Source organism: Azospirillum brasilense (genome assembly GCF_022023855.1).
GTDB lineage: Bacteria > Pseudomonadota > Alphaproteobacteria > Azospirillales > Azospirillaceae > Azospirillum > Azospirillum brasilense_F.
The window spans coordinates 1347668-1372244 of sequence record NZ_CP059449.1 but is presented as its reverse complement, the minus strand read 5'-3'; the positions used below and the strand labels follow the sequence as shown (position 1 = coordinate 1372244).

Below are 24577 nucleotides of genomic sequence, written 5' to 3'. Positions count from 1 at the left end.
AGGCTCCCCCCTCTCCTTCCGGATATCTCCCGAAGCCTCATTGTGCGCCGCCGCAAACACCCGAAGTCCATGGGATGGGGCGCATCCAACGGGAATGGCCCCGACACCGACCTGCCTTGGCAAAGAGCCGGGAGGGAGCCATGAACAACAGCGACGTGCTGTGGGCCTGGGTGGCCGGAGTCACCGTGTCCGCAGCCCTGCTGGTCGGGCTGTCCCGCGCGCACGGACCGCCGACCCACGCCACAGACGGGCATTTCATGCTGCCCGACATGGCGATGGGCGCCGCGGGCTGGGATTACGAGGCGTGGGAGCGGACCGGCGGAACGCCGCCGCGGCCCGAGTCGGAGGATGCCCTCGCCCGGATGCTCGACCTGCTGGAAGGCATCCCGCCGGCGTCCGGCGCCCCCCTGCCCGATGGCGACACGGCCGACACCGGCGGGGCCGAAACCCAGTGACCCCGTGAACTGTTTGCCTCGCCCCCCCGTGCAGCCATGGACTCCGCAGGCCCGGTCGCCATATAACGGCGGTCATGACGCGCGAATTCCTGAAGATGCACGGACTCGGCAACGACTTTGTCGTGATCGACGCCCGCAAAACGCCGTACTCGCCGGCCGAGGCCGAGGTGCGTGCCATTGCCGACCGCAAGACCGGGGTGGGCTGCGACCAGTTCATCGTGATCGAGCCGGCGAAAACGGACGGCACGGCGGGCTTCATGCGCATCCGCAACGCCGACGGCGGCGAGGTGTCGGCCTGCGGCAACGCCTCGCGCTGCGTCGGCTGGCTGCTGATGGAGGAGGCGGGGGCGGAGCGCGTCGCCTTCGAGACCAACGCCGGCGTCCTGCGGGCCAGCCGCGCCGACAACGGGCGCATCACCGTGGACATGGGTCAGGCCAATCTGGACTGGACGCAGATCCCGCTGGCGGAACCGGCGGACACGCTGCGCCTCGACGCGGTGTCGCACGGCGGCTTCGCCGGTCCGGTCGCCGTCAACATGGGCAACCCGCACGCCGTCTTCTTCGTGGACGACGCCGAGGCGGTGCCGCTGGCCGAGGTCGGCCCGGTGTTTGAGAACCACCCGGCCTTCCCCGAGCGCACCAACGTCGAGTTCGTCCAGGTGCTGTCCCCCACCGCCGTCCGCATGCGGGTGTGGGAGCGCGGGGCCGGCATCACCCAGGCCTGCGGAACCGGCGCCTGCGCCACCGCGGTCGCCGCGATCCGCCGCGGGCTGACCAACCGCAAGGTCGACGTGATCCTGGACGGTGGCACCCTGACCATCGAATGGCGTGAGGATGGCCACGTCCTGATGACCGGCCCGGTCGCCCTCAGCTACACCGGGCGGCTGTCTCCGGAGCTGGTCGCCGTCTGAGCGCCCTCCATTGAAGCGTAGGGCCGCCCGTTAGGCTGAAAGAGCATGAGCGACACTGTGACCAACGAGCCGGAGATCGTCACCTTCGGCTGCCGCCTGAACACCTACGAATCCGAGGTGATGCGTACCCACGCCCGCAACGCCGGGCTGGAAGACGTCGTCATCGTCAACACCTGCGCGGTGACCTCGGAAGCGGAACGGCAGGCCCGCCAGACCATCCGCAAGCTGCGCCGTGAGCGGCCGAACGCCCGCATCGTGGTGACCGGCTGCGCCGCCCAGATCGACCCGCAGCGCTACGGCGCCATGCCGGAGGTCGATCAGGTTCTGGGCAACCAGGAGAAGCTGCAGCCGGAAAGCTGGGGTCTGGCCCCGGCGGAGAAGGTGCTGGTCAACGACATCATGTCGGTCAAGGAGACCGCCGGCCATCTGATCGGCGGCTTCGAGGACCGGGCGCGCGCCTTCGTCCAGGTCCAGCAGGGCTGCGACCACCGCTGCACCTTCTGCATCATCCCCTATGGCCGCGGCCCGTCGCGCTCCGTCCCCATCGGCGCGGTGGTGGAGCAGGTGCAGGCGCTGGTGAAGGCCGGCTACAACGAGGTCGTGCTGTCCGGCGTGGACATCACCAGCTTCGGCCCCGACCTGCCGGGCACGCCGACGCTGGGCCAGATGGTGCGCCGTCTGCTGGCGCTGGTGCCGGACCTGCCGCGGCTGCGCCTGTCCTCGCTCGACTGCATCGAGATCGACGACGACCTGTGGCGGCTGATCGAGACGGAGCCGCGGCTGATGCCGCACCTCCACCTCTCGCTCCAGGCCGGCGACGACATGATCCTGAAGCGCATGAAGCGCCGGCACAGCCGCGCCGACGCCATCGCCTTCTGCGAGCGTGTGCGCTCCCTGCGCCCCGACATGGTGTTCGGCGCCGACTTCATCGCCGGCTTCCCCACGGAAACCGACGAGATGTTCGAGAACACGCTGCGGCTGGTCGAGGAGTGCGGCCTGACCTGGCTGCATGTCTTCCCTTACAGCCCGCGCCCCGGCACCCCGGCCGCCCGCATGCCGCAGGTCGACGGCGGCCTCCGCAAGGAGCGCGCGGCCCGTCTGCGCGCGCTCGGCGCCGAGGCAGAGGCCCGCACGCTGGCCTCGCTGGTCGGGCGCGAGGTGTCGGTGCTGGTCGAGAAGGACGATCTCGGCCGCACCCAGCATTTCGCCGAAATCCGCCTGGGCACGCCCCGGCCCCCCGGCTCCGTCCTGCGCGCCACGGTCACCGGCGTGGCCGGCGGCGCGCTGACCGGCACCCCCCTTTGAGAACAGTGGACACACCATGATCCTGCGTTGGTTCGGCCGCAAGAAGCCCGAAGAGCAAGCCCGCAAGGACGAGACGACCGCCCCGCTCCCGGAGCCGGTTGTCCAGGAGCCGCCTGTTCCGGAGCCGGTCGCCGAGGAGCCGCCCCCGGTGCCCGAGGTGGTGCCGGAACCCGAACTCCCGCCCCCGCCCGCGGTCGAGACCCCGCCCCCGCCGCCCATCGCTCCGCCGTCCGAGCCGGAGGAGCGCGAGGACGCGCCGGAGATCGTCCGTGACGACCTCCCCGCGGCCCTGACGGCCGAAGAGGAGAAGCCCAAGAAGGGCTGGTTCGCCCGGCTGAAGGACGGCCTGTCCAAGTCCTCGTCCAAGCTGACCGAGGGCATCTCCGGCATCTTCACCAAGCGCAAGCTCGACGACGAGGCGCTGGAGGAGCTGGAGGAGCTGCTCATCACCGCCGACCTCGGCCCGACCACGGCGGCCAAGGTGACGGCGGAGCTGGCCCGCACCCGCTTCGGCAAGGAGGTCAGCCCGGAAGAAGTCAAGGCCACGCTGGCCGCCGAAGTGGCGAAGATCGTCGGTCCGGTGGCCAAGCCGCTGGAGATCGACGGCGCGCTGAAGCCCCACGTCATCCTGGTGGTCGGCGTCAACGGCACCGGCAAGACCACGACCATCGGCAAGCTGGCCCGCCAGTTCCGTGCTGAGGGCAAGACGGTCATGCTGGCCGCCGGCGACACGTTCCGCGCCGCCGCGGTCAGCCAGCTGAAGATCTGGGGCGAGCGCACCGGCTGCCCGGTGATCGCCCGCGACACCGGGGCCGACGCCGCCGGCCTCGCCTTCGACGCGCTGGAGGAGGCGCGGCGCCAGGGCGTGGACATCCTGCTGATCGACACCGCGGGCCGCCTGCAGAACAAGGCCGGCCTGATGGAGGAGCTGCGCAAGATCGTCCGCGTCATCAAGAAGGTGGACGAGAGCGCCCCGCACACCACCCTGCTGACGCTGGACGCCACCACCGGCCAGAACGCGCACAATCAGGTCGAGGTGTTCCGCGACATGGTGAACGTCTCCGGCCTGATCCTGACCAAGCTGGACGGGTCGGCGCGCGGCGGCGTGCTGGTCTCGCTGGCCGAGCGGTTCAAGCTGCCGGTGCACGCCATCGGCATCGGCGAGGGCGTCTACGACCTGCGCCCTTTCGACGCCGACCAGTTCGCCAAGTCGCTGATGGGGTTGCCGTCCCAGTAACGGCGCCCCCCAAGGCACAGGCAGGGGGCACAGGCAGGGGGGCCGGGCGAGAAAGGGACTTCCGACAGCTTCGCCCAAGCCCTATCTGAAGACTATGACGGCTGCCAAGATCTCCCCCTCCCCCGTGCCCCCCGGTCCTGTCGAGCGCTTCACCGACGCGGACGCCGCCCTGGCCCTCGTCAAGGACCTCTACGACCGCAACACCGCCTATCTGCGCGACCGCTTCGCCGCCTTCACCCGCGGCGAGGACGGTGGACGGCGGGAACAGGCCCATTATCCCTACGTCCGCCTCTCCACCGCCTCGGCGGCCACGGTGGACACGCGGCTGGCCTACGGCTTCGTCGAGGGGCCGGGTACCTATTCCACGACGCTGACCCGCCCCGACCTGTTTGACCGCTATTACCGCGAACAGCTCTCGCTCCTGCTGCGCAACCACCATGTTCCGCTGGAGGTCGGAATCAGCGACGAGGCCATCCCCATCCATTTCGCCTTCCCCCAGGGCATGCATGTCGAGGGCGACCTGACGCCGGAGCGGCTGGCCGGGCTGCCTGATCTGTTCGACCTGCCCGACCTCGCCCGCATGGACGACACCATCGTCAACGGCACCTACGAGGAGTCGCTGGACGCGGTGAAGCCGCTGGCCCTGTTCACCGCGCCGCGTGTGGATTTCTCGCTGCACCGGCTGCGCCACTACACGGCGACGGCGCCGGAGGATTTCCAGAACTTCGTCCTGTTCACGAACTACCAGTTCTATGTGGACGAGTTCATCCGCATGGCCCGCGAGATCATGGAGCCGACCGCCGATGCCGAACTGGCCGCTTACCGCAGCCAGTACGACCGCTTCGTGGAGCCCGGCGGCGTCATCGTTCAGAACGCCAATCTGGGTGGCGGCCCCGGCGAGGCGCCCACCAACGGCGCGCGGCTGCTCCGCCTGCCGCAGATGCCCGCCTACCACCTGACCCGCCCGGACGGCAACGGCATCACGCTGGTCAACATCGGCGTCGGCCCGTCCAACGCCAAGACGATCACCGACCACATCGCCGTGCTGCGCCCGCACGCATGGATCATGCTGGGCCATTGCGCCGGGCTGCGCAGCACGCAGCGGCTGGGCGACTATGTGCTGGCCCACGGCTATGTCCGCGACGACCATGTGCTGGACGCCGACCTGCCGACCTGGGTGCCCGTCCCGGCGCTGGCCGAGGTGCAGCGCGCGCTGGAGACGGCGGTGGAGCGGGTGACCGGCCTGTCCGGCTACGCGCTGAAAAGCATCATGCGCACCGGCACTGTGGCGACCATCGACAACCGCAACTGGGAACTGCGCGACCACCGCGAGCCGCTGATGCGCTTCAGCCAGAGCCGCGCCGTCGCGCTGGACATGGAAAGCGCCACCATCGCCGCCAACGGCTTCCGCTTCCGCGTTCCCTACGGCACGCTGCTCTGCGTTTCCGACAAGCCGATGCACGGGCAGTTGAAGCTGCCGGGGATGGCCGACCGCTTCTACCGCGAGCGGGTGGACCAGCACCTGAAGATCGGCGTGCTGGCCATGGAGCTTCTGCGCGAGCACGGCATGGAAACCCTGCATTCCCGCAAGCTGCGCAGCTTCGCCGAGGCCGCCTTCCAGTAAGCCATCTTGCCTCATCCGAAAGTGCAGGCGCCGAAGGGCGGCTGCGTACTATCTTAGGATGCCCGGCAACAAGGAAACTCGACGATTATGGCCGTGCGTGCAGGTTGGAGCGTCATCGCCGCCCTTTCTCTCGGGCTGGCGACGGGGCCGGTGCTGGCCCAAAGCGCACCAGAGGCGGACAGCGTTCCGAACAAGGACACCACTCCGCCAGCGGAAACCACGCCCCGGTCCGGCCCGTCCATCGGCTTCTGGGTCGACAACGACCTGTTCGGCGGCGGGACGGACCGTTACTACACGAACGGAGTCCAGTTCTACTACGTCTCCGGCGAGCGCCCGACCTACGGCAACATCGACTGGCTGGCTAACCTCGTCCCCTGGATCGGGGAGCATGGGGTGCGGCGCTACGGCATCGCCTTCGGCCAGAACATGTACACCCCCAGCGACATCACCAAGCCGATCCCCGACGCCACCGATCGCCCCTACGCCGGCTGGCTGTACGGGCGCCTGTCGGTGATTTCCGAAGAGACGCGGCAGGTGGACCGCATCGACCTGGACATCGGCATGGTCGGCCCGGCCTCGCTGGCGGAGCAGACCCAGAAGACGGTGCATCGCATCGTGCCGGGCGCCCGCTGGCCGGAGGGCTGGGACTACCAGCTCAAGAACGAGCCGGGCATCATCCTGAGCTACGAGCATGTCTGGCGCACCGAGCGCCCGGCGCGCATCGGCCCCTTCGAGGCGGACATCAGCCCCCACGTCACGGCCAGCGTCGGCAATGTCCTGACCTTCGGCGGGGCCGGCGTCACGATGCGGCTGGGCGGCAACATGGCGCCGCCGGTCGGCGCGCTGATCCTGCGCCCGACCGCCAGCATCCCCTATCAGGACAGCGTGGCCGCGGGGGCGCCGCGCCCGCCCTTCTCCTGGTACGTCTATGCCGGGGCGGAGGGGCGCGCCGTCGCCCGCAACATCTTCCTCGACGGCAACAGCTTCCGCGACAGCCGGTCGGTGGACAAAAACAACTTCATCGCCGCCTTCCAGCTCGGCGTGACGCTGCGCTACGACCGGTTCGGAATCTCCTACGCCCAGAATTTCCTGTCGCCGGAGTTTAAGGGGCAGAAATCCTACAGCAACTACGGTTCGATCCGCGCCTCCTACCGGTTCTGACCGGGCGCGGGGGCGTCCCCTCGCTTCCCTCTTTATCCCAGGCCCGGTTCGGTCTATGTGAGGATCATGAACCAATACGCCCGACTGCTGATCGAAGCCGGCCCGCTGGCGGCCTTCTTCATCGCCAATTCCCAGGCCGGCATCATGATCGGCACCGCCGTCTTCATGGTGGCGATCAGCATTTCCGTGCTGGTCTCCTGGCGGTTCGAACGCAAGGTGCCGGTGATGCCGGTGGTCGGGGCGGGCTTCGTCCTGCTGTTCGGCGGGCTGACGCTGTGGCTTCAGGACGACCTGTTCATCAAGATCAAGCCGACGCTGGTCAACCTGCTGTTCGCCGCGGTCCTGTTTGCGGCGCATCTGACGCGGCGCAACGTGCTGAAGCACGTTCTGGGATCCGTCCTGAACCTGTCCGACGCGGGCTGGCGCACGCTGGCGATCCGCTGGGCGTGGTTCTTCCTGTTGCTGGCCGCGCTGAACGAGGTGGTGTGGCGCACCATGACCACCGACGCCTGGGTCAACTTCAAGGTGTTCGGCATCATGCCGCTGACCCTGCTGTTCAGCGCCTTCCAGGCCCCGCTGATCCTGCGCCATCAGGTGCCGGAGGAGCAGTCCACCGAGAAGTCTTCGTCCTCCGCCTCCTGACCGCCCCCCTCCTCCCTGACGGAGCGCCTCCACCATGTCACATGACTACCCGCGCGACCTGATCGGCTACGGGTCCCGTCCGCCGCACCCCTACTGGCCGGGCGGGGCGCGGGTGGCGGTGCAGTTCGTCATCAACTACGAGGAGGGTGGAGAGAATTGCGTCCTGCACGGCGACGCCGCGTCGGAAGCCTTCCTGTCGGAGATCGTCGGTGCCCAGCCCATCGTCGGCATGCGGCACATGAACATGGAGTCGATCTACGAGTACGGGTCCCGCGCCGGCTTCTGGCGGCTGCACCGGATGTTCACGGAGCGCGGCCTGCCGGTGACCGTCTACGGCGTCGCCATGGCGCTGGAGCGCAACCCGGACGCCGTCCGCGCCATGCAGGACGCCGGGTGGGAGATCGCCACCCACGGCTACCGCTGGATCGACTACCAGCATCTGCCGGAGGAGGTGGAGCGCGAGCACATGCTGCGCGCCATCGAGGTCCACACCCGCGTGACCGGCTCCCGACCGCTCGGCTGGTATCTCGGGCGGTGCAGCCCCAACACCTGGAAGCTGGTGTCGGAGGAGGGCGGCTTCCTCTACAACGCCGACAGCTACGCTGACGACCTGCCCTACTGGGACGACCGCTTCGGCCGGCCGCAGCTGATCGTGCCTTACACGCTCGACGCCAACGACATGCGCTTCGCGACCAACCAGGGCTTCAACACCGGCGAGCAGTTCTTCACCTATTTGAAGGACAGCTTCGACGTGCTCTACGCCGAAGGCGAAGACCAGCCGAAGATGATGTCGATCGGGCTGCATTGCCGTCTGGTCGGGCGGCCGGGACGCGCCGCGGCGCTGGCCCGCTTCCTCGACTATGTGCGGGGCCACGATAAGGCGTGGGTTGCCACCCGGCTGGACATCGCCCGCCACTGGATGGCCGAGCATCCCTACCGCCCAACGGCCTGAACCGGCCTGAGCCGGGAAGAAGCGACCCGAGCGCGCTCCCGGCCCAACTTTCTCACGCCAATTCGTCGCATCGGCGTTTGAACGAACGTCGAAATACAGTAGAAGGTCTTTGGATCGCGGCGCGGCCCTTTCGGACCCGCGGTCCCGTGACTGCCGATTCCTTGCGATCTTCAACTGGGTGCGCACGCCGCCGTGACGTTCAAGGATGAGATGAAGGCCGCCGGTCAGACGGCGGATCACAAGGCGCGTCCCATGGCGGATGCCCTCGCCGACGATGGCGGGGAGGCCCGGGACGACATCGCCCGCCTTCTGCGCGCCCTCAACGACGACCTGAAGGCCGACCCGGCGGAGGAGGACGATCTCCTGTCCCCGGACGCCGGGCGGAAGGCGGAGCGGCACCTGCCCATCGGCAAGATCGCCGCGGCGCTGGCCGCCGCCATCGGCATCGGCGCGGTCGTCGTGATGCTGGATCAGGGCGGGGAGGCGCCGTCCGCGCCCCCGGCACCGCTCATCACCGCCGTCCCCAGCGCCCCGGCCCCCGGCGGTGCCTCGCCCAGCGCCGTGGCTCCGGCAAAGCCGGAGGCGTTGATCACCCGCGCGGCCCCTGCGCCGGCCCAACAGACGCCGGCCCAGCCGCCGATGCAGACGCAGACCGTCGTCGCACCGGCGCCCGCCGTGGCCACGCCGCCCATGGCGCTGCCGCAGATTCCGCCGCCGGCGCTGAAGGTGCCGGAACCGCCGGCCCTGCCGTCGCCCGCTCCGGCCGTCACCAAGCCGGCCGACCCCGTCCCCGCGCCGCACCCCGTGGAAACAGCGGAGAGCGCGAAGACCTCGGCGCATCCGCCGGCTTCGGCCACGGCCTCGCCCCCGGCCGAGCCCGCCAAGGCCCCGCCCCCCGTGAAGACCACGGAAACGGCGGAGCTTCAGGCCATGCTGTCGGCCCCGCCGGCCGCGGCCCAGCGCCAAGCCGCCGCGGCGCGCCCGGCGCCGCAGCCCGCCAAGCCAGCGCCCAAGATCGCCTCCACCCCGCCTGCCACGGCGCCCGCTACGGCGTCATCGTCGGGCGTGCTGACGCCGCCGGCGTCCACCGCCGCTCCGGACGGGCGCTACACCGTGCAGGTCGGGTCCTTCCAGCAGGCCGACAACGCCGAAGGGCTGGTCCGCCGCCTGCGCGGTCTCGGCTTCAACGCCTACGCGCTGGACTGGACCGACGCCGAGCAGCGGTCCTGGCACGTCGTCCGCGTCGGCGGCTATGCCGACACCGCCGCCGCCCGTCAGGCCGCCGCGTCGCTGAAGGGCAAGGTGGAAGCGCAGCCCATCGTCGTCTCGACGCGCTGACCGCAGGCAACGGCGCCGCCGCGACAAACTGTCGCTCCTCTCTATTCCGCTTCTTTCCTTTGGAAAAGCCCGCCCGCAATTTCGGTATTGCGGGCGGGCTTCGTCTTGATCTGTCCTTCTCCTTGCCGCTAACATGGGATTGAACAGGCACGCATATTAGAACAAGCGCAGCCGCAAGAAGCCGGCGCATCAGACCGGCGAACCGGAGGAAACCCTGGTATGAAGCCGACGATCCTGGTCGCCGACGATGAGCCCAGCATCGTCCTCTCTCTGCAGGTCCTGCTGCAGAAGGCGGGCTTTGCCGTACGCATCGCCCGCAACGGCGAGGAAGCCCTTGAATCGGTTGCGGAAAGCACGCCTGACCTGATCCTGCTGGACGCCATGATGCCGCGGCGCGACGGGTTCGACGTCTGCCAGTCGCTGCGCGCCAATCCCGCCTACCAGTCGCTGCCCATCATCATGCTGACGGCCAAGAGCCGCGACGTGGAGCGGCAGAAGGGCATGGCGCTGGGCGCCACCGACTACATCACCAAACCCTTCTCGACCCGCGACCTCGTCACCACCGTCCGCAAATACCTGAACCCCGAAAGCAACCAGGGCGGAACCGCGGAGCCTCAGCCATGAGCGCCCCGGCGACCACCGGAACCGCCGGAGCCGCCGCTCCGGCAACCACCCCGGCGGAGCCGCGCCGGATCATTCCCCTGGCCTTCCGCGCCGCTGGCGTCGGCCTGCCCCTGCTCTCGGTGGGGGCCGCGGTCGGCTTCAGCGCGAACGGCGACCCGAACGCCTTCGTCACCTACGCCATCACCATGACCGCCGCCGTCACCGCTGCGGTCTGGGGCCTGTGGGGGCTGGTCGACCGGCGTCTGCTGCGCGCCTCGGAAACGCTGAGCCGCGAGGCCGGGCTGATCGCCCATGGCACGGCGGACGGCAAGACCGGCGCACGCATCCCGCTGGCGCGCTACGGCGACCTCGCCCCGGTGGCCAAGGCGGTCAACGAGCTGTCGGACAAGCTGGCCGCCGCCCGCCGCGACACCGCGCGCACCGTCGCCGAATCGACCGCCAAGGCGGAGGAGCAGAAGACGCGGCTGGCCGCCGTCCTGCGCGACCTGCACGAAGGCGTCCTGGTCTGCAACCTCAAGCACCAGATCCTGCTCTACAACCAGACGGCGCTCGACATCCTGCATCTGGCCGGCGACCTCGGGCTGGGCCGCTCCCTGCTGCATTTCGTGGTGGCGGAGCCGGTCACCCACACGCTGGAGCGGCTGACCCTGCGCGTGCGCGAGGGGCGGCACGTCAACCACGAGCACGGCACCACCGCCCAGTTCGTCGGCGCCACCACCGACGGGCGCATCCTGCTGGCCGGGCGGATGAGCGCCATCCTGCAGGACCCGCCGGAGGGCTCGGACGAGCCGCCGACCATCACCGGTTACGTCATCACGCTGTCGGACGCGACCAGCGAACTAGCCGCGCTCGGCCAGCGCGACGCCCTGCTGCGCGAGGCGACGGAGGGCTTCTGCGCCCCCATCGCCAACCTGCGCGCCGTGCTGGAGACGCTGGACGACACGCCGGAGCTGGGGCCGGAGGAGCGCGCGGCCTTCCAGGCCGCGCTGATGGAGTCGTCCAACACCCTGTCGGAGCGGCTGACCCACGTCACCAACGCGTACCGCAGCGTCGTCACCGGCTCCTGGCCGATGAGCGACATCCACTCCACCAACCTCATCAACCTGATCCGCCACCGCGTGGGGCCGGACGCCCAGTACGGCGTGACGCTGACCGGGCTGCCGCAATGGGTGCACGGCGACAGCTACAGCCTCGTCATCCTGGTCGGCTATCTGATCGAATACGTCTACGCGCTGACCGGGGTCCCTGCCTACGACCTGTCGGTGGAGCCGGGGGACAGCTGGGTCTATCTGGACATCACCTGGTGCGGCCCATCGGTGCCCAGCGGCATCGTGGACAGCTGGCTCGACCACCCGCTGCCCGACGCGCTGGGCGGCCTGACGGTCGGCGACGTGCTCCAGCACCACAAGAGCACGATGTGGAGCGAGCCGGTGAAGGGGCCGGGATCGGAAGGCGAGCTGCTGTCGCGCCTGCGCGTGCCGCTGCCGCCCGCGCTGAAGCCGCCCTCCGCCCACACCGCGGCGCGCGGCGGGGCGCGGCCGGAATTCTTCGACTTCAACCTGCTGCACCAGCCGCTGGCCACCAGCGAGCTTGGCCGCACGCCGCTCGACCAGCTCCATTACGTGGTCTTCGACACCGAGACGACGGGCCTCTCCCCCAGCACCGGCGACGAGATCATCCAGATCGCCGCCGTGCGCGTCGTCGGCGGGCGCATCCTGACCGGCGAGACCTTCAACACGCTGGTCAACCCGAAGCGGACCATCCCGCCGGAATCGATCCCCTTCCACGGCATCACGGACGCGATGGTCGCCGACAAGCCGACCATCGACAAGGTGCTGCCGCAGTTCCGCGGCTTCGTGTCGGGCGCCGTGCTGATCGCCCACAACGCCGCCTTCGACCTGAAATTCCTGAAGATGAAGGAGCGGGCCTCGGGGGTGCGCTTCGACAGCCCGGTGCTCGACACCATGCTGCTGTCGCGGATGCTGCTCGGCGAGGGCGGCGACCACACGCTGGACGGCATCGCCGAGCGGCTGGGGATCGAGGTGGTGGACCGCCACACGGCGCTGGGCGACAGCCTCGTCACCGCCGCGGTCTTCCTGCGCATGGTCGAGATGCTCAAGGAACGCGACGTCCGCACGCTCGACGACGCCATCCGCGGCGCCAACATCATCGTCGAGCTGGCGGCGCGGGAGCGCGCCTTTTGACCGGGGGCCCCGCCCCGCAACCCGCACCCCCTCCACCGCGCCGGGCGGGCGCCGACAGCCTGATCGCGCTGTTCCTGTTCGGCGTGGTCGCCTTCAACCCGCCGCTGCTGCGCGTCTTCGGCGCCGGCGACACGCTGCTCGGCCTGCCGCTGCTGTACGTGTACGCGTTGGGGGTGTGGGGCGGGGTGATCGCGCTGTCGGCGGTGCTTCTGGAACGCGGGGGGCGCTGACATGCCCTGGCCCGCCATCGTCGCCGCCAGCTTCGCCTACCTGCTCCTCCTCTTCGCCATCGCCTGGTGGGCGGACCGGCGGGCCGACGCGGGGCGCAGCGTCATCGCGTCGCCGTACGTGTACGCGCTCTCGCTGGCGGTCTATTGCACCACCTGGACCTTCTACGGTTCGGTCGGGCGGGCGGCATCGCTGGGCATCGGTTTCCTGCCGATCTATCTCGGCCCGACTCTGCTGATGCTGCTGGGGCCGCTGGTGCTGCGCAAGATCCTGCGCATCGCCAAGGCGCAGCGCATCACCTCCATCGCCGACTTCATCGCCTCCCGCTACGGGCGCAGCCAGGGGCTGGGCGGGCTGGTGGCGCTGACCGCGGTGATCGGGGTGACACCCTACATCGCCCTGCAGCTCAAGGCCGTGGCGGTCAGCTTCGACGTGCTGTGGGGGACCGACCCGTCTGGCGCCACCGGCGGCCTGTCCCTGCCCGTCGTGCTGGACAACGCCTTCTATGTGGCGGTCGTCATGGCGGCCTTCGCCATCATCTTCGGCACGCGCCACATCGACGCGGCGGAGCATCACGAGGGCATGGTGGCGGCCATCGCCTTTGAATCGGTGGTCAAGCTGGTTGCCTTCCTGGCGGTCGGCGCGGCGGTGGTCTGGGGGCTGCACGACGGCCCGACCGAGCTGTTCGCCACGGCCGCGGAGCATCCTGAGATCCGCAACCTCTTCACCTCCGCTCCGGCGCTGGCCGACGGGTCGTGGCTGACCATGACGCTGCTGTCGATGGCGGCGGTGCTGTGCCTGCCGCGCCAGTTCCAGGTGACGGTGATCGAGAATGTGGACGAGCGGCACCTGACCCGCGCCCTGTGGCTGTTCCCGCTCTACATGCTGCTGATCAACCTGTTCGTCCTGCCGGTGGCGGTGGCCGGGCTGATGCGCTTTCCCGACCGGGCGGTGGACCCGGACATGTTCGTGGTGGCGCTGCCGCTGGCCGCCGGGAACGAGTGGCTGGCGTTGCTGGCCTTCATCGGCGGGCTGTCGGCGGCCACCGGAATGATCGTGGTCGAGGCCATCGCGCTCTCCACCATGGTGTGCAACGACATCGTGATGCCGTTGTTGCTGCGCGCCCGCAGCGCCCGGCTGGAGCGGCTGCACGACCTGTCGCCGTTGCTGCTGGCCATCCGGCGCGCCGCCATCGTGGCGATCCTGCTGCTCGGCTACCTGTATTTCCGCATCGCCGGCTCGGCCTACGCGCTGAGCGCCATCGGCCTGATCTCCTTCACGGCGGTGGCGCAGTTTGCCCCGGCGCTGATCGGCGGCGTCTATTGGGCGGGGGCGACCCGGCGCGGCGCGCTGGTCGGTCTCGGCACCGGCATCCTGACCTGGGCCTACACGCTGCTGCTGCCCAGCTTCGCACGGTCCGGCTGGCTGCCCGCCGCCTTCATCGACCAGGGGCCTTGGGGCATCGCCCTGCTGCGGCCCTACGCCCTGTTCGGGCTGGACGGCATGGACCCGCTGACCCACGCCCTCTTCTGGAGCATGCTTCTCAACATCGGCCTTTACGTCGTGGTGTCCCTGCTCGACCGCCCCGGCCTGGGCGAGCGGGCGCAGGCCACCGCCTTCGTCGAGGTGTTCCAGCACCGCGACACCCACCCGCCCGCGGGCGCGTGGCGCGGCACCGCCACGGCCGGCGACCTGCAACGGATCGTCGCGCGCTTCCTCGGTCCGCAGCGCGCCGAGGCCGCCTTCGCCCAGCATGTCCGCCGTCACGGCCCGCTGGAGCCCGATCGCCGGGCCGGAGCGGAGCTGGTGCGCTTCGCCGAGCGGCTGCTCGCCGGGGCGATCGGCGCCGCCTCCGCGCGGGTGGCGCTGGCCTCCGCGGTGGAGGGCGGCGAGGTCAGCTACCCCGAGCTGATGCGGATGCTCGACGAGACCAGCCACGTCATCGAATACAGCCGCCAGCTCGAACACAAGACGGCGGAGCTGCAGCGCGCGTCGGCCGCGCTGCGCGCTGCCAACTTGCGGCTGACGGAGCTGGACCGGCTGAAGGACGAATTCCTGTCCACCGTGACGCACGAGCTGCGCACGCCCCTGACCTCCATCCGCGCCCTGACCGAGGTGCTGCACGACAACCCCGACATCGAGCTGGAGCAGCGGCAGGAGTTCCTCGGCCTCGTCATCACCGAGAGCGAACGGCTGACCCGCCTGATCAATCAGGTCCTCGACATGGCGAAGATCGAGGCCGGGGAGATCGACTGGCAGGTCCGTCCGATGGACCTCGGGGCCGCGCTGGAGCAGGCGGCGGCGGCCACCGCCCGGCTGTTCCACGAGCGCGGCATCGCGCTGGCCGTCACCATCCCGCAAGGTTTGCCGGCGGTGCGCGGCGACCATGACCGGCTGGTGCAGGTGGCGGTGAACCTGCTGTCCAACGCCGCGAAATTCACCCCAGCCGGCGGGCGGGCCTCGCTGTCCGTGACGGTGGAAGGCGACCACCTGCGCGTGTCCGTCACCGACAGCGGCCCCGGCATCGCCGCGGAGCATCAGGCCATCGTCTTCGAGCGCTTCCGGCAGGTCGGCGACACCATGACCGACAAGCCGCAGGGCACCGGGCTGGGTCTGGCCATCTGCAAGCGCATCGTCGAGCATCTCGGCGGCCGCATCTGGGTGGACAGCGCCCCCGGCCGCGGCGCCACCTTCGCCTTCACCGTGCCGCAGGCGGAAGCGCGTGCGGAAGCGGCATCCTGAATCAATCGTAAGACGAAACGATCGGGACACCCCGCCCGATAACACCCTTGGTTGACACAGGTCAGTCCAGTTGCCTTAACGAATCCTTATACGTGTTTCTGGCAGGTTTTTTCCCAAATGCCGGACATGGAAGCCCTCCCGGTGCCGGTTCTGCCCGGTCGGGTGGCAAGGAGACGAGCGGTGACACTGATCAAGTGGAGCGACGAGGGGGGGGCGGTGCGCCTGGGCCTGCCCAGCGACCTCGACCTCGCCATGGCTCAGCCCCTTCTGGACAGCCTGCGCGCCGGCTTCGCCGCCTCCGAGACCGTCATCGCCGAGGCCGCCGCCGTGGAGCGGGTCAGCACCGCCTGCGTCCAGGCGCTTCTGGTCGCCTCCCGGCATGCCGCCGAACACAACCGGACGTTCGCCATCGCCCAGCCGTCCGAAGTCCTGGCGGAAGCCTGCGAGGATCTGGGGCTGGACGGCTGGTTGAAGCAATGGAGCCAAGCGTGAAGAAGAAGGTACTCACCGTCGACGATTCGCGGACCATGCGGGACATGGTCTCCTTCACGCTGAAGGGCGCCGGTTACGACGTGGTCGAAGCCGCCGACGGCCAGCAGGCGCTGGGCGTCATCGGCGCCAACAAGGTGGACCTCGTCATCACCGACCTCAACATGCCGGTGATGGACGGGCTGACCCTGATCCGCCGCCTGCGCGCCACACCGGCGCACCGCACGCTGCCCATCCTGATGCTGACCACCGAGGCCGACGAGAAGAAGAAGTCCGAAGGCCGGGCGGTGGGGGCGACCGGCTGGATCGTGAAGCCCTTCAACCCGGAGAAGCTGATCTCCGTCGTGCAGAAGGTGTGCGGCTGACGCCGCGTCCTGGCTTGTGAGGTGGCGCCCGTGGAAGACCTGAGCCGGTTCAAGCAAACCTATTTCGACGAAAGCGCGGAGTTGCTGGAGGTCGCCGAATCCGGTCTGCTGCGGCTGACGCCGGGCGAGGTCGATTCCGACGAGGTCAACGCCATCTTCCGCGCCGTCCATTCCATCAAGGGCGGCGGCGGCGCCTTCGGCTTCACCGAACTGGTCGCCTTCGCGCACGAGTTCGAGACGGTGATGGACGGGGTGCGCAACAACACCGTCCCCGTCACGACGGAGCTGGTGGACACGCTGATCCGCGCCAACGACCTGCTGGGCCAGATGCTGGCCTACGCGCGCGAGGGCGACCCGGCCCCGGCGGGGACCACCGACGGCACCGTGGCCGCCCTGCGCCGCCATCTGTCGGGCGGGGCTCCGCAGGCCCCGGCCCCGGCGGCCGCTCCCGCCGCTCCGCCGCCTACCCCCGTCTACGCCGACGACGAGGACGACGAGGCCGGGCTGTTCGGCGACGCCATGGCGGCCATCGCCGCCGCCCGCGCGGAGGAGGACCCGGTTCCCCCCGGCAAGCTGCGCTGGACCATCGTCTTCCGGCCGCGGTCCGACCTGCTGATGTCGGGCAACGAGCCGGCCTTCATGCTGCGCGCTCTGCGCCGGCTGGGCGACGCCACCGTCGAATGCCACACCGACGCCCTGCCCAACCTCCAGAACCTGGAGGCGGAGCTTCTCCACCTCTCCTGGACGGTCACGCTCATCGCCGATGCGGACGTCGACCTGGACAAGATCAACGACGTCTTCGAGTTCGTGGCCGACGACTGCGACATCCGCATCACCGCGGAGGCGCCGCCGCCCGCCGCCCCCGAGGCGCCGCCACCCGTCACCGATCCGGTGCCCGTCGCCGCCGCGGTCCCGTCGGCGGTCGCTGTCACGATCCCCGAAGCGTCCCCCAAAGCCCCTGGGGCTGAAACCCCGAAAGCCGAAGCCGCCCGTCCGCGCCCCAACGGCGGCGGGGCGGAGCATGCCGGGCTGACCAGCCACACCATCCGCGTCGATCTCGACAAGATCGACCGGCTGGTCAACATGGTCGGCGAGATGGTCATCACCCAGGCGATGATCGCCGAGCATGTGCGCGAGCTGCCCCCCGGCGAGTTCCAGGAGCTTCTGGAAGGGCTGGAGCAGCTGGCCCAGCACACCCGCGAGCTGCGCGAGAGCGTGATGTCGATCCGCGCCCAGCCGGTGTCGAGCGTCTTCTCCCGCATGCCGCGGCTGGTCCGCGAATGCGCCGCCACGACCGGCAAGGAGGTCCAGCTCGTCACCAGCGGCGAGACGACCGAGGTGGACAAGACGGTGGTGGAGAACCTCGTCGATCCGCTGACCCACATGATCCGCAATTCCATCGACCACGGGCTGGAAGGGCCGGAGGAGCGGGAGCGCGTCGGCAAGCCGCGCGCCGGCACCGTGCACCTGTCGGCGCAGCACCGCTCGGGCCGCATCGTCATCGAGATCACCGACGACGGGCGCGGCATCAACCGGCCCAAGGTGCTGTCCAAGGCCATCGAGAAGGGCCTCGTCCAGCCGGGCGCCACCCTGTCGGACGAGGAGATCGACAACCTGATCTTCCTGCCCGGCTTCTCCACCGCCGATCAGGTGTCCAACCTGTCGGGCCGCGGCGTCGGCATGGACGTGGTGCGGCGGAACATCACCTCGCTCGGCGGGCGCATCGGCGTCTACTCGACGCCGGGTGAGGGCTCGCGCTTCGTGCTGTCGCTGCCGCTGACCCTGGCCGTGCTCGACGGCATGGTGATCTCGGTCGGCGAGGAGCGCTTCGTCCTGCCGCTGACCAACATCGTGGAAAGTCTGCGCCCCAAGGCGGCGGACCTGCACGGGCTGGTCGGCAAGTGCGACGTGATGATGGCCCGCGGCGAGTATGTGCGGCTGGTCTACCTGCACCAGCTGTTCGGCATCCCCGGCGCGGTCGCCGACCCTACCCGCGCGCTGGTCGTGCTGGTGGAGACGGAGGACGGCTCCCGCCTCGGCCTCGTCGTGGACGAGGTGCTGGGCCAGCAGCAGGTCGTCATCAAGAGCCTGGAAGCGAACTTCCGCCGCCTCGATGGCGTGGCCGCCGCGACCATCCTGGGCGACGGGCGCGTCGCCCTGATCCTGGACGTCGCCGGCCTGCGCGAGATGAGCCGGCACATGGACTCCAGGGCGCCGCGTCCGCCGGTGGCCGCGCTGCCCGCACCCGCACTCGAACCGGTCTGAGGCCACAGCGATGAGCAGTTCCACCGCGCTCGCCACCGTCGGCGGTAGCCGCACCGACGCCCGCAACGACGTCATGGCGGTCAACGCCGCCGAGGAGCAGTACGTCACCTTCACCGTCGGCAGCGAGGAATACGGCGTCAACATCCTGTCGGTCCGCGAGATCCGCGGCTGGACGCCGGAAAGCCGCCTGCCGAACCTGCCGGACTATGTGCGCGGTGTCATCAACCTGCGCGGCATCATCATCCCCATCTTCGACCTGCGCGCCCGCTTCGGCGGCGGCGCCACGTCGGTCACCAAGCGCCACGTCGTGGTGGTGATCCAGGTGGGGGAACGCACCCGCGGCATCCTGGTCGACGCCATCTCCGACATCCTGGCGATCGGCCACGACGCGATCAAGCCACCGCCCGACGTGGACGGCGGCATGGTCGACGCCGAGTATCTCAGCGGCCTCTACACCGCCGACGATCGCATGGTCACGCTGCTGAGCGTCGAGAAGCTGTTCTCGGTCGAGAACAGCGAGCTGGACTCCGCGACCAAGGCCCTGCCGGCGCTGGAGCGGGCGTCCTGATTGGATAGCCCTCTCCCCTCCGCTCACGCGCAAACTTCGTTTGCGCTGACGCGACAGGCGGACCTTCGGTCCGCCGAAAGCGGGGAGAGGGTGGCCCGAAGGGCCGGTGAGGGGGTCGCGCTTGTGCGGACGTGGCGCCACGCACAACCCCCTCACCCTAACCCTCTCCCCAGAGGGGAGAGGGGACATCAAAAGCAGCGACACAGGGGTGCGTCATGTCGCGGCTTTTCACACGGGTTTGTTTCAAATAAGGGCTAACGCCGGTACGACACGGCGGGCAAGGGGGATGGCATGGCGAAAGGGGTCGGTTCGTTCGTTGGGGCGATGGGCATCTCGAAGCGGCTGTGGCTGGCCTTGGCGCTCCTGCTTGCCCTGCTGGCCGCCCAGGTCGCCGCCAGCCTGCTGAGCATCCGCAGCCTGAACGGCAGCGTCGACGCGGTGCTCACCGGCGGCGAACTCGCCACCTTCGCCAAGGACCTCTCGGCCCGGCTCGCCAACCAGCGCATCCACGGGCGCGACTATCTGGTTTCCGGCGACCCCGCCGCGCTCAACCGCCAGAGGGCGCTGCGCACCGAGTTCGATCAGGCGCTGGCCGCTCACGGCGCGGCCATCCAGCGCTCCAGCCAGGCGGCGGCCTTCGCCGAGCTGGCGCGGCTGCACACCGAGTACCACACCCAGTTCGAGGCGATCCGCGTCGTCCGCGACCGCTACGACGCGGCCATCCGCCAGACCATGGACCCGCTGGGCACCCAGATCACCGGGACGCTGGAGCGCATCGTCGAGGGCGCCCAGGCCACCGGCGACAAGGACGCCGCCTTGGTCGGGGAGGAGATGGAGAAGCACTGGGTGCTGAGCCGCCTCTTCGCCAACCGCGCGCTCGGCATGCGCGACGCCGCCGCCGCGGGGCCGATGGAAAAGAACCTGGACGAGATGCTGGAGCATGTGCGCGAGGCGCAGGCCCTGCTGACCGAACCCCGCGTGGCGGCGATGCTGCGCGAGGTGGCGGAACGGGCACCGGGCTACCGCACCGCCTTCCGCGACGCCGTCGCCGCCGACAAGGAGATCGACCGCCTGCGCGTCGAGGTCGTCGCCAAGGTCGTCACCGCCCTGAACGCGACGCTGGACTCCATCGCCACCGCCATCCACGCCGAGCAGAAGGGGATCGAGTCCCGCGCCGAGGCCGAGGTGGAGAACAGCGTCCTGCTGGCCCTGGTGCTGGGCGGCCTGTCGCTGCTGCTGGGCATCGGCGCCGCCCAGGTCATCGCCCGCTCGATCACCGGCCCGGTCCAGGGCATCCGCAAGGTGATGACCGACCTCAGCGACGGCCATCTGTCGGTCACCGTCCCCCACACCGACGGGCGCGACGAGCTGGGCGCGATGGCCCGCGCCGTCGCCGCCTTCAAGGAGGACGCGGTGACCGCCGTGCGGGCGGGAATCGCGCTCGACCGCGTGTCGTCCTGCATCATGACGGTGGGCGAGGACGGGACCGTCACCTATTGCAACGCCGCCGCGCTGGCGATGTTCAAGACCGCCGAGAGCGACCTGCGCAAGGCCCTGCCCGCCTTCGACGCTGCCGGGCTGATCGGGACGACTCTCGACGCGCTCGACACCGAGGCCCCGCGCCTGCGCTCCAGCCTGACCGGCCTCGCCAGCCCCTACAAGGGCATGGTGAAGGCAGGCCGCCGCAGCTTCGAGATCACCGCCAGCCCGGTCGCCGGACGCCACGGCGAGAAGCTGGGCCTCGTCGTCGAATGGCGCGACCTGACGGCGGAGCTGTCCATCGAGGCGGAAATCGCCGCCATGGTCGACAGCGCCGTGCGCGGTGACTTCAGCCAAAGCATCGCGCTGGACGGCAAGACCGGCTTCTTCCGGCTGGTCAGCGAGGGCATGAACCGGCTGGCCGCCAACGTCTCCGGCGTGACCGAGGATCTGGCCGCCATGCTGGAATCGCTGTCGCAGGGCGACCTGTCGCGGCGCATCGACAAGCCGTACGAGGGCGTGTTCCTGCGCCTGAAGGACGATTTCAACGGCACGGCGGAAAAGCTGTCGGAGATCGTCCGCCGCATCAACGGCGCCGCCGAATCCATCGCCGCGGCCAGCCGCGAGATCGCCGACGGCAGCCTCGACCTGTCCGAGCGGACCGAGCAGCAGGCCTCCTCGCTGGAGGAGACGGCGGCGAGCATGGAGGAGCTGGCGGCCACCGTCCGTTCCAACGCCGACAACGCCCAGCAGGTCAACGCCTTCGCCAACGACGCCCGCCGCGCCGCCGAGAAGGGCGGTCAGGTCGCCGCCAGCGCCGTGGAGGCGATGCGCGGGATCGAGCGCTCGTCGCAGAAGATTTCCGACATCATCGGGGTGATCGACGAGATCGCCTTCCAGACCAACCTGCTGGCGCTGAACGCGGCGGTGGAGGCGGCGCGGGCCGGCGATGCCGGGCGCGGCTTCGCGGTGGTGGCGCAGGAGGTGCGCAACCTCGCGCAGCGCTCCGCCCAGGCGTCCAAGGAGATCAAGACGCTGATCCTCGACAGCGGGGCGCAGGTCAAGGACGGGGTGGAGCTGGTCCGCTCCGCAGGCTCCTCGCTGACCGACATCGTGGCGGGCATCGCGCGGGTCGCCGACCTCGTGTCGGAGATCGCCCGCGCCACCGCCGAGCAGGCGTCCGGCCTGGACGAGGTCAACACCGCCGTCGCCCAGATGGACGAGATGACCCAGAAGAACGCCGCGCTGGTCGAGGAAAGCACCGCCGCCGCCCGCTCGCTGGAGGAGCAGGCCGGTCAGCTCCGCCAGCAGATGGCCTTCTTCTCCCTGGACGCCGGCCAGACCCACGGCGGCTCCGAGCTGGCCCGCGGACGGGCGGCATGACGACCGCCCCCAGCCCTTCCCCCGATTCAGCCGACCGCGGCGCCATTCCCCCGGCGACGTCCGGCCGGCGGGAGTTTCCGTTCGAGCGGCGGCACTTCGACTTCATCGCCCGCATGCTCTACCAGCTCGCCGGGATCGCGCTGGCTCCGCACAAGATCGAGATGGTCTATTCCCGCCTCGCCCGGCGGCTGCGCGACCTGCGCCTGGGCGACTTCGACAGCTACTGCGCCCTGCTGGAGAGCGAGGAGGGGGCGAACGAGGTCGGCTTCCTGGTCAACGCCCTGACCACCAACCTGACCAGCTTCTTCCGCGAATCGCACCATTTCGACTTCCTGGCGAAGACCGCGGTGCCGGAGATGCGCGCCCGCCACGCCGGGGAATCCTCCCACCCGCGGCTGCGCATCTGGTCCGCCGGCTGCTCCTCCGGGCAGGAGCCCTACACCATCGCCATGGTTCTGGCCTCCAGCTTCGGGCCGGAGCTGCGGCGCTGGGACGCCCGCATCCTGGCGACCGACATCGACACCCACATGGTCGACACCGCCCGGCGCGGCGTCTATCCCGCCGATCTGGCGAACAGCATCCCGGCCCCCCTGCGCGACCGCTTCACCCGGCGCCAGCGCGAGGGCGGCGAGCCGATGGTGGCGATGGAGGAGGAGCTGAAGCGGCTGATCACCTTCAAGCCGCTGAACCTGCTGGAGCACTGGCCCATGAAGGGGCCGTTCGACGCGATCTTCTGCCGCAACGTGCTGATCTATTTCGACCGCGTCGGGCGGACCCAGGTCATCGGCAACTTCGCCCGCATGCTGGAGCCCGGCGGCTACCTGTTCCTCGGCCATTCGGAGAGCCTGTACGGCGTGTCGGACCGCTTCCGCCAGACCGGCCCCACCATCTACCGGAGGCTGTGACGCATGACCGCATTCGCAAGCCGCCGTGCGGCGGAAGCCCGGCAGACCGGCGGCTACTTCCACCCGCAGTTCCGCGCCCACACGATGAAGGTCTTCCTGGGCCATCATCTGGTCAGCGACCGCTCGGACGTGATGATGGTGACGACGCTGGGCTCCTGCGTGGCCGCCTGCGTCCACGACCCGGCGACGGCGATCGGCGGCATGAACCATTTCCTGCTGCCCGAGGTGCCGGAATCCGAGGACGCCGGCACCGGGGCGGCGGCGCGCTACGGCTCGGTCGCCATGGAGCGGCTGATCAACGACCTGCTGGCGCGCGGCGCCCAGCGCGGGCGGCTGGAGGTCAAGCTGTTCGGCGGCGCCCGCGTCATCGACTCCAGCTTCGACGTCGGCCAGCGCAACGCCGCCTTCGCGCTCGACTATGTCCGGCGGGAGGGGCTGAAGCTGATGGGCCAGGATCTGGGCGGCGCCTCGGCCCGGCGCATCCACTATTTTCCCCACACCGGCAAGGCGATGCGCAAGATGCTGCGGCCGGAAGCCCTGTCGGAGACGGCGAACCAGGAACTGCATTTCCGCTCCAGCCTGCGGCACCAGCCGATTGAGGGCGACGTGGAACTGTTCGGGGAGGACTGAGCCATGACACGCTCCATCCGCGTCGTGATCGTGGACGACAGCAGCCTGATGCGGGAGATGCTGAAGGCCGTCATCTCGGACGAGCCCGGCATCGAGGTCGTCGGCGTCGCCCGCGACCCCTACGAAGCGCGGGACGTCATCAAGCGGACCAACCCGGACGTCGTGACGCTGGACGTCGAGATGCCGCGGATGGACGGGCTGTCCTTCCTGGAAAAGATCATGACGCTGCGCCCGACGCCGGTCGTCATGGTCTCCTCCCTGACCCAGGAGGGGTCGGAGGCGACGATCCGCGCGCTGGAGATCGGCGCGGTGGACTGCGTGGCCAAGCCCGACGGCTCGGAGGGCCACGGCTTCGAGGCAATGGCGCACGAGCTGGTCGGCAAGATCCGCATCGCCGCCACCGCCCGCCTGTCGATGCGACGGCCCAAGCCCGCGGCCTCGCCCCTTCAGACGCCGCGCCGCGCCGGGTCGGGCACCCGCTTCATCGCCATCGGCGCCTCCACCGGCGGGGTGGAGCGCATCCGCGACGTGCTGGCGGTCATGCCCGCCGACTGCCCGCCCATCGTCATCACCCAGCACATGGGTCCCAGCTACGTCCCCAGCTTCGCCGCCCGGCTCGACCGCATCTCGCCGCCCTCGGTGGAGGTCGCAACCCAGGGCGCCCGGCTGGTCCAGGGCACGGTCTACATTGCCCCCGGCGACCGGCATCTGGTGGTCATCCGCGACGCCCAGGGCTATTCCTGCCACATCCAGGACGGCCCGGCGGTCAGCGGCCACCGCCCGTCGGTGGACGTGCTGTTCTCCTCCGTCGCCAAGGCGGCGGGGGCGAACGCGGTGGGGGTGATCCTGTCAGGCATGGGCCGCGACGGGGCGTCGGGCATGCTGGCGATGCGCGACGCGGGGGCCTATACCATCGGCGAACAGGAATCGAGCTGCGTCGTCTACGGCATGCCGCGCGCCGCCCGGGAAGCCGGGGCGGTCGCCGTCGAACTGCCGCTGGCGCAGATACCGGCCGAGATGCTGCGCGCGTTCGACGCCATCGGCGAACACCGCACGCGCGCGAACTGAGG

Annotated in this window: 21 protein-coding genes; all 21 read left to right on the top strand. The window is 69.9% G+C overall.

Annotation, left to right across the window (positions count from 1 at the left end; translation table 11 throughout):
- Positions 1-140 precede the first annotated feature (140 nt).
- The 21 genes from H1Q64_RS06530 to H1Q64_RS06425 all read left to right on the top strand — a co-directional run bounded on the left by H1Q64_RS06530 (position 141) and on the right by H1Q64_RS06425 (position 24575).
- On the top strand, positions 141-455 hold the full coding sequence (locus tag H1Q64_RS06530) for a hypothetical protein (protein ID WP_237904863.1): 315 nt from the start codon (positions 141-143) through the stop codon (positions 453-455).
- Positions 456-529: 74 nt separating this feature from the next.
- The gene (gene dapF, locus H1Q64_RS06525; RefSeq protein WP_237904862.1) at positions 530-1366 is read left to right on the top strand and encodes a diaminopimelate epimerase; all 837 of its coding nucleotides are present in this window, start codon (positions 530-532) and stop codon (positions 1364-1366) included.
- A gap of 45 nt (positions 1367-1411) precedes the next feature.
- Positions 1412-2671 carry a tRNA (N(6)-L-threonylcarbamoyladenosine(37)-C(2))-methylthiotransferase MtaB gene (mtaB, locus tag H1Q64_RS06520; RefSeq protein WP_237904861.1) on the top strand — a complete coding sequence of 420 codons (1260 nt, stop codon included), beginning with the start codon at positions 1412-1414 and terminating at the stop codon, positions 2669-2671.
- Positions 2672-2687: 16 nt separating this feature from the next.
- Complete coding sequence (ftsY, locus tag H1Q64_RS06515) at positions 2688-3908, top strand: signal recognition particle-docking protein FtsY (RefSeq protein ID WP_237904860.1); 1221 nt, start codon at positions 2688-2690, stop codon at positions 3906-3908.
- 94 nt (positions 3909-4002) lie between these two features.
- Positions 4003-5532, top strand: a complete 1530-nt coding sequence (locus H1Q64_RS06510) for an AMP nucleosidase (RefSeq protein ID WP_237904859.1) — start codon at positions 4003-4005, stop codon at positions 5530-5532.
- An 87-nt stretch (positions 5533-5619) separates the two neighbouring features.
- Positions 5620-6693, top strand: coding sequence for a lipid A deacylase LpxR family protein (locus H1Q64_RS06505; protein ID WP_237904858.1), 1074 nt, complete (start codon positions 5620-5622; stop codon positions 6691-6693).
- Positions 6694-6759: 66 nt separating this feature from the next.
- Positions 6760-7335, top strand: coding sequence for a septation protein A (locus tag H1Q64_RS06500; protein ID WP_237904857.1), 576 nt, complete (start codon positions 6760-6762; stop codon positions 7333-7335).
- Positions 7336-7369: 34 nt separating this feature from the next.
- Positions 7370-8287, top strand: coding sequence for an allantoinase PuuE (gene puuE / locus H1Q64_RS06495; protein WP_237904856.1), 918 nt, complete (start codon positions 7370-7372; stop codon positions 8285-8287).
- A gap of 192 nt (positions 8288-8479) precedes the next feature.
- On the top strand, positions 8480-9625 hold the full coding sequence (locus H1Q64_RS06490; protein WP_237904855.1) for an SPOR domain-containing protein: 1146 nt from the start codon (positions 8480-8482) through the stop codon (positions 9623-9625).
- Positions 9626-9844: 219 nt separating this feature from the next.
- Complete coding sequence (locus tag H1Q64_RS06485) at positions 9845-10249, top strand: response regulator transcription factor (protein WP_237904854.1); 405 nt, start codon at positions 9845-9847, stop codon at positions 10247-10249.
- A complete protein-coding gene (locus H1Q64_RS06480; protein WP_237904853.1) occupies positions 10246-12453 on the top strand; it encodes a 3'-5' exonuclease in 2208 nt (735 codons plus the stop codon). Before H1Q64_RS06485 ends, H1Q64_RS06480 begins: the two co-directional genes overlap by 4 nt.
- Entirely contained in the window at positions 12450-12683 is a 234-nt protein-coding gene (locus H1Q64_RS06475; protein ID WP_237904852.1) for a hypothetical protein, read from the top strand. Before H1Q64_RS06480 ends, H1Q64_RS06475 begins: the two co-directional genes overlap by 4 nt.
- Position 12684: 1 nt before the next feature.
- On the top strand, positions 12685-15423 hold the full coding sequence (locus H1Q64_RS06470) for a sensor histidine kinase (RefSeq protein ID WP_237904851.1): 2739 nt from the start codon (positions 12685-12687) through the stop codon (positions 15421-15423).
- A 180-nt stretch (positions 15424-15603) separates the two neighbouring features.
- Complete coding sequence (locus tag H1Q64_RS06465) at positions 15604-15915, top strand: STAS domain-containing protein (RefSeq protein WP_237904850.1); 312 nt, start codon at positions 15604-15606, stop codon at positions 15913-15915.
- Complete coding sequence (locus H1Q64_RS06460; protein WP_014241666.1) at positions 15900-16277, top strand: response regulator; 378 nt, start codon at positions 15900-15902, stop codon at positions 16275-16277. Before H1Q64_RS06465 ends, H1Q64_RS06460 begins: the two co-directional genes overlap by 16 nt.
- 30 nt (positions 16278-16307) lie before the next feature.
- Positions 16308-18542: a chemotaxis protein CheA gene (locus tag H1Q64_RS06455; protein WP_237904849.1), complete on the top strand. Its 2235-nt coding sequence runs from the start codon at positions 16308-16310 to the stop codon at positions 18540-18542.
- Positions 18543-18552: 10 nt separating this feature from the next.
- Positions 18553-19110, top strand: a complete 558-nt coding sequence (locus tag H1Q64_RS06450) for a chemotaxis protein CheW (RefSeq protein ID WP_014241669.1) — start codon at positions 18553-18555, stop codon at positions 19108-19110.
- Positions 19111-19401: 291 nt separating this feature from the next.
- Positions 19402-21972, top strand: a complete 2571-nt coding sequence (locus H1Q64_RS33965) for a methyl-accepting chemotaxis protein (RefSeq protein WP_330874515.1) — start codon at positions 19402-19404, stop codon at positions 21970-21972.
- Complete coding sequence (locus tag H1Q64_RS06435; protein ID WP_237904848.1) at positions 21969-22877, top strand: CheR family methyltransferase; 909 nt, start codon at positions 21969-21971, stop codon at positions 22875-22877. Before H1Q64_RS33965 ends, H1Q64_RS06435 begins: the two co-directional genes overlap by 4 nt.
- A 3-nt stretch (positions 22878-22880) precedes the next feature.
- Positions 22881-23507 carry a chemotaxis protein gene (locus tag H1Q64_RS06430; protein WP_014241672.1) on the top strand — a complete coding sequence of 209 codons (627 nt, stop codon included), beginning with the start codon at positions 22881-22883 and terminating at the stop codon, positions 23505-23507.
- Positions 23508-23510: 3 nt separating this feature from the next.
- The gene (locus H1Q64_RS06425) at positions 23511-24575 is read left to right on the top strand and encodes a protein-glutamate methylesterase/protein-glutamine glutaminase (protein WP_237904847.1); all 1065 of its coding nucleotides are present in this window, start codon (positions 23511-23513) and stop codon (positions 24573-24575) included.
- The last annotated feature ends 2 nt before the right edge of the window (positions 24576-24577 follow it).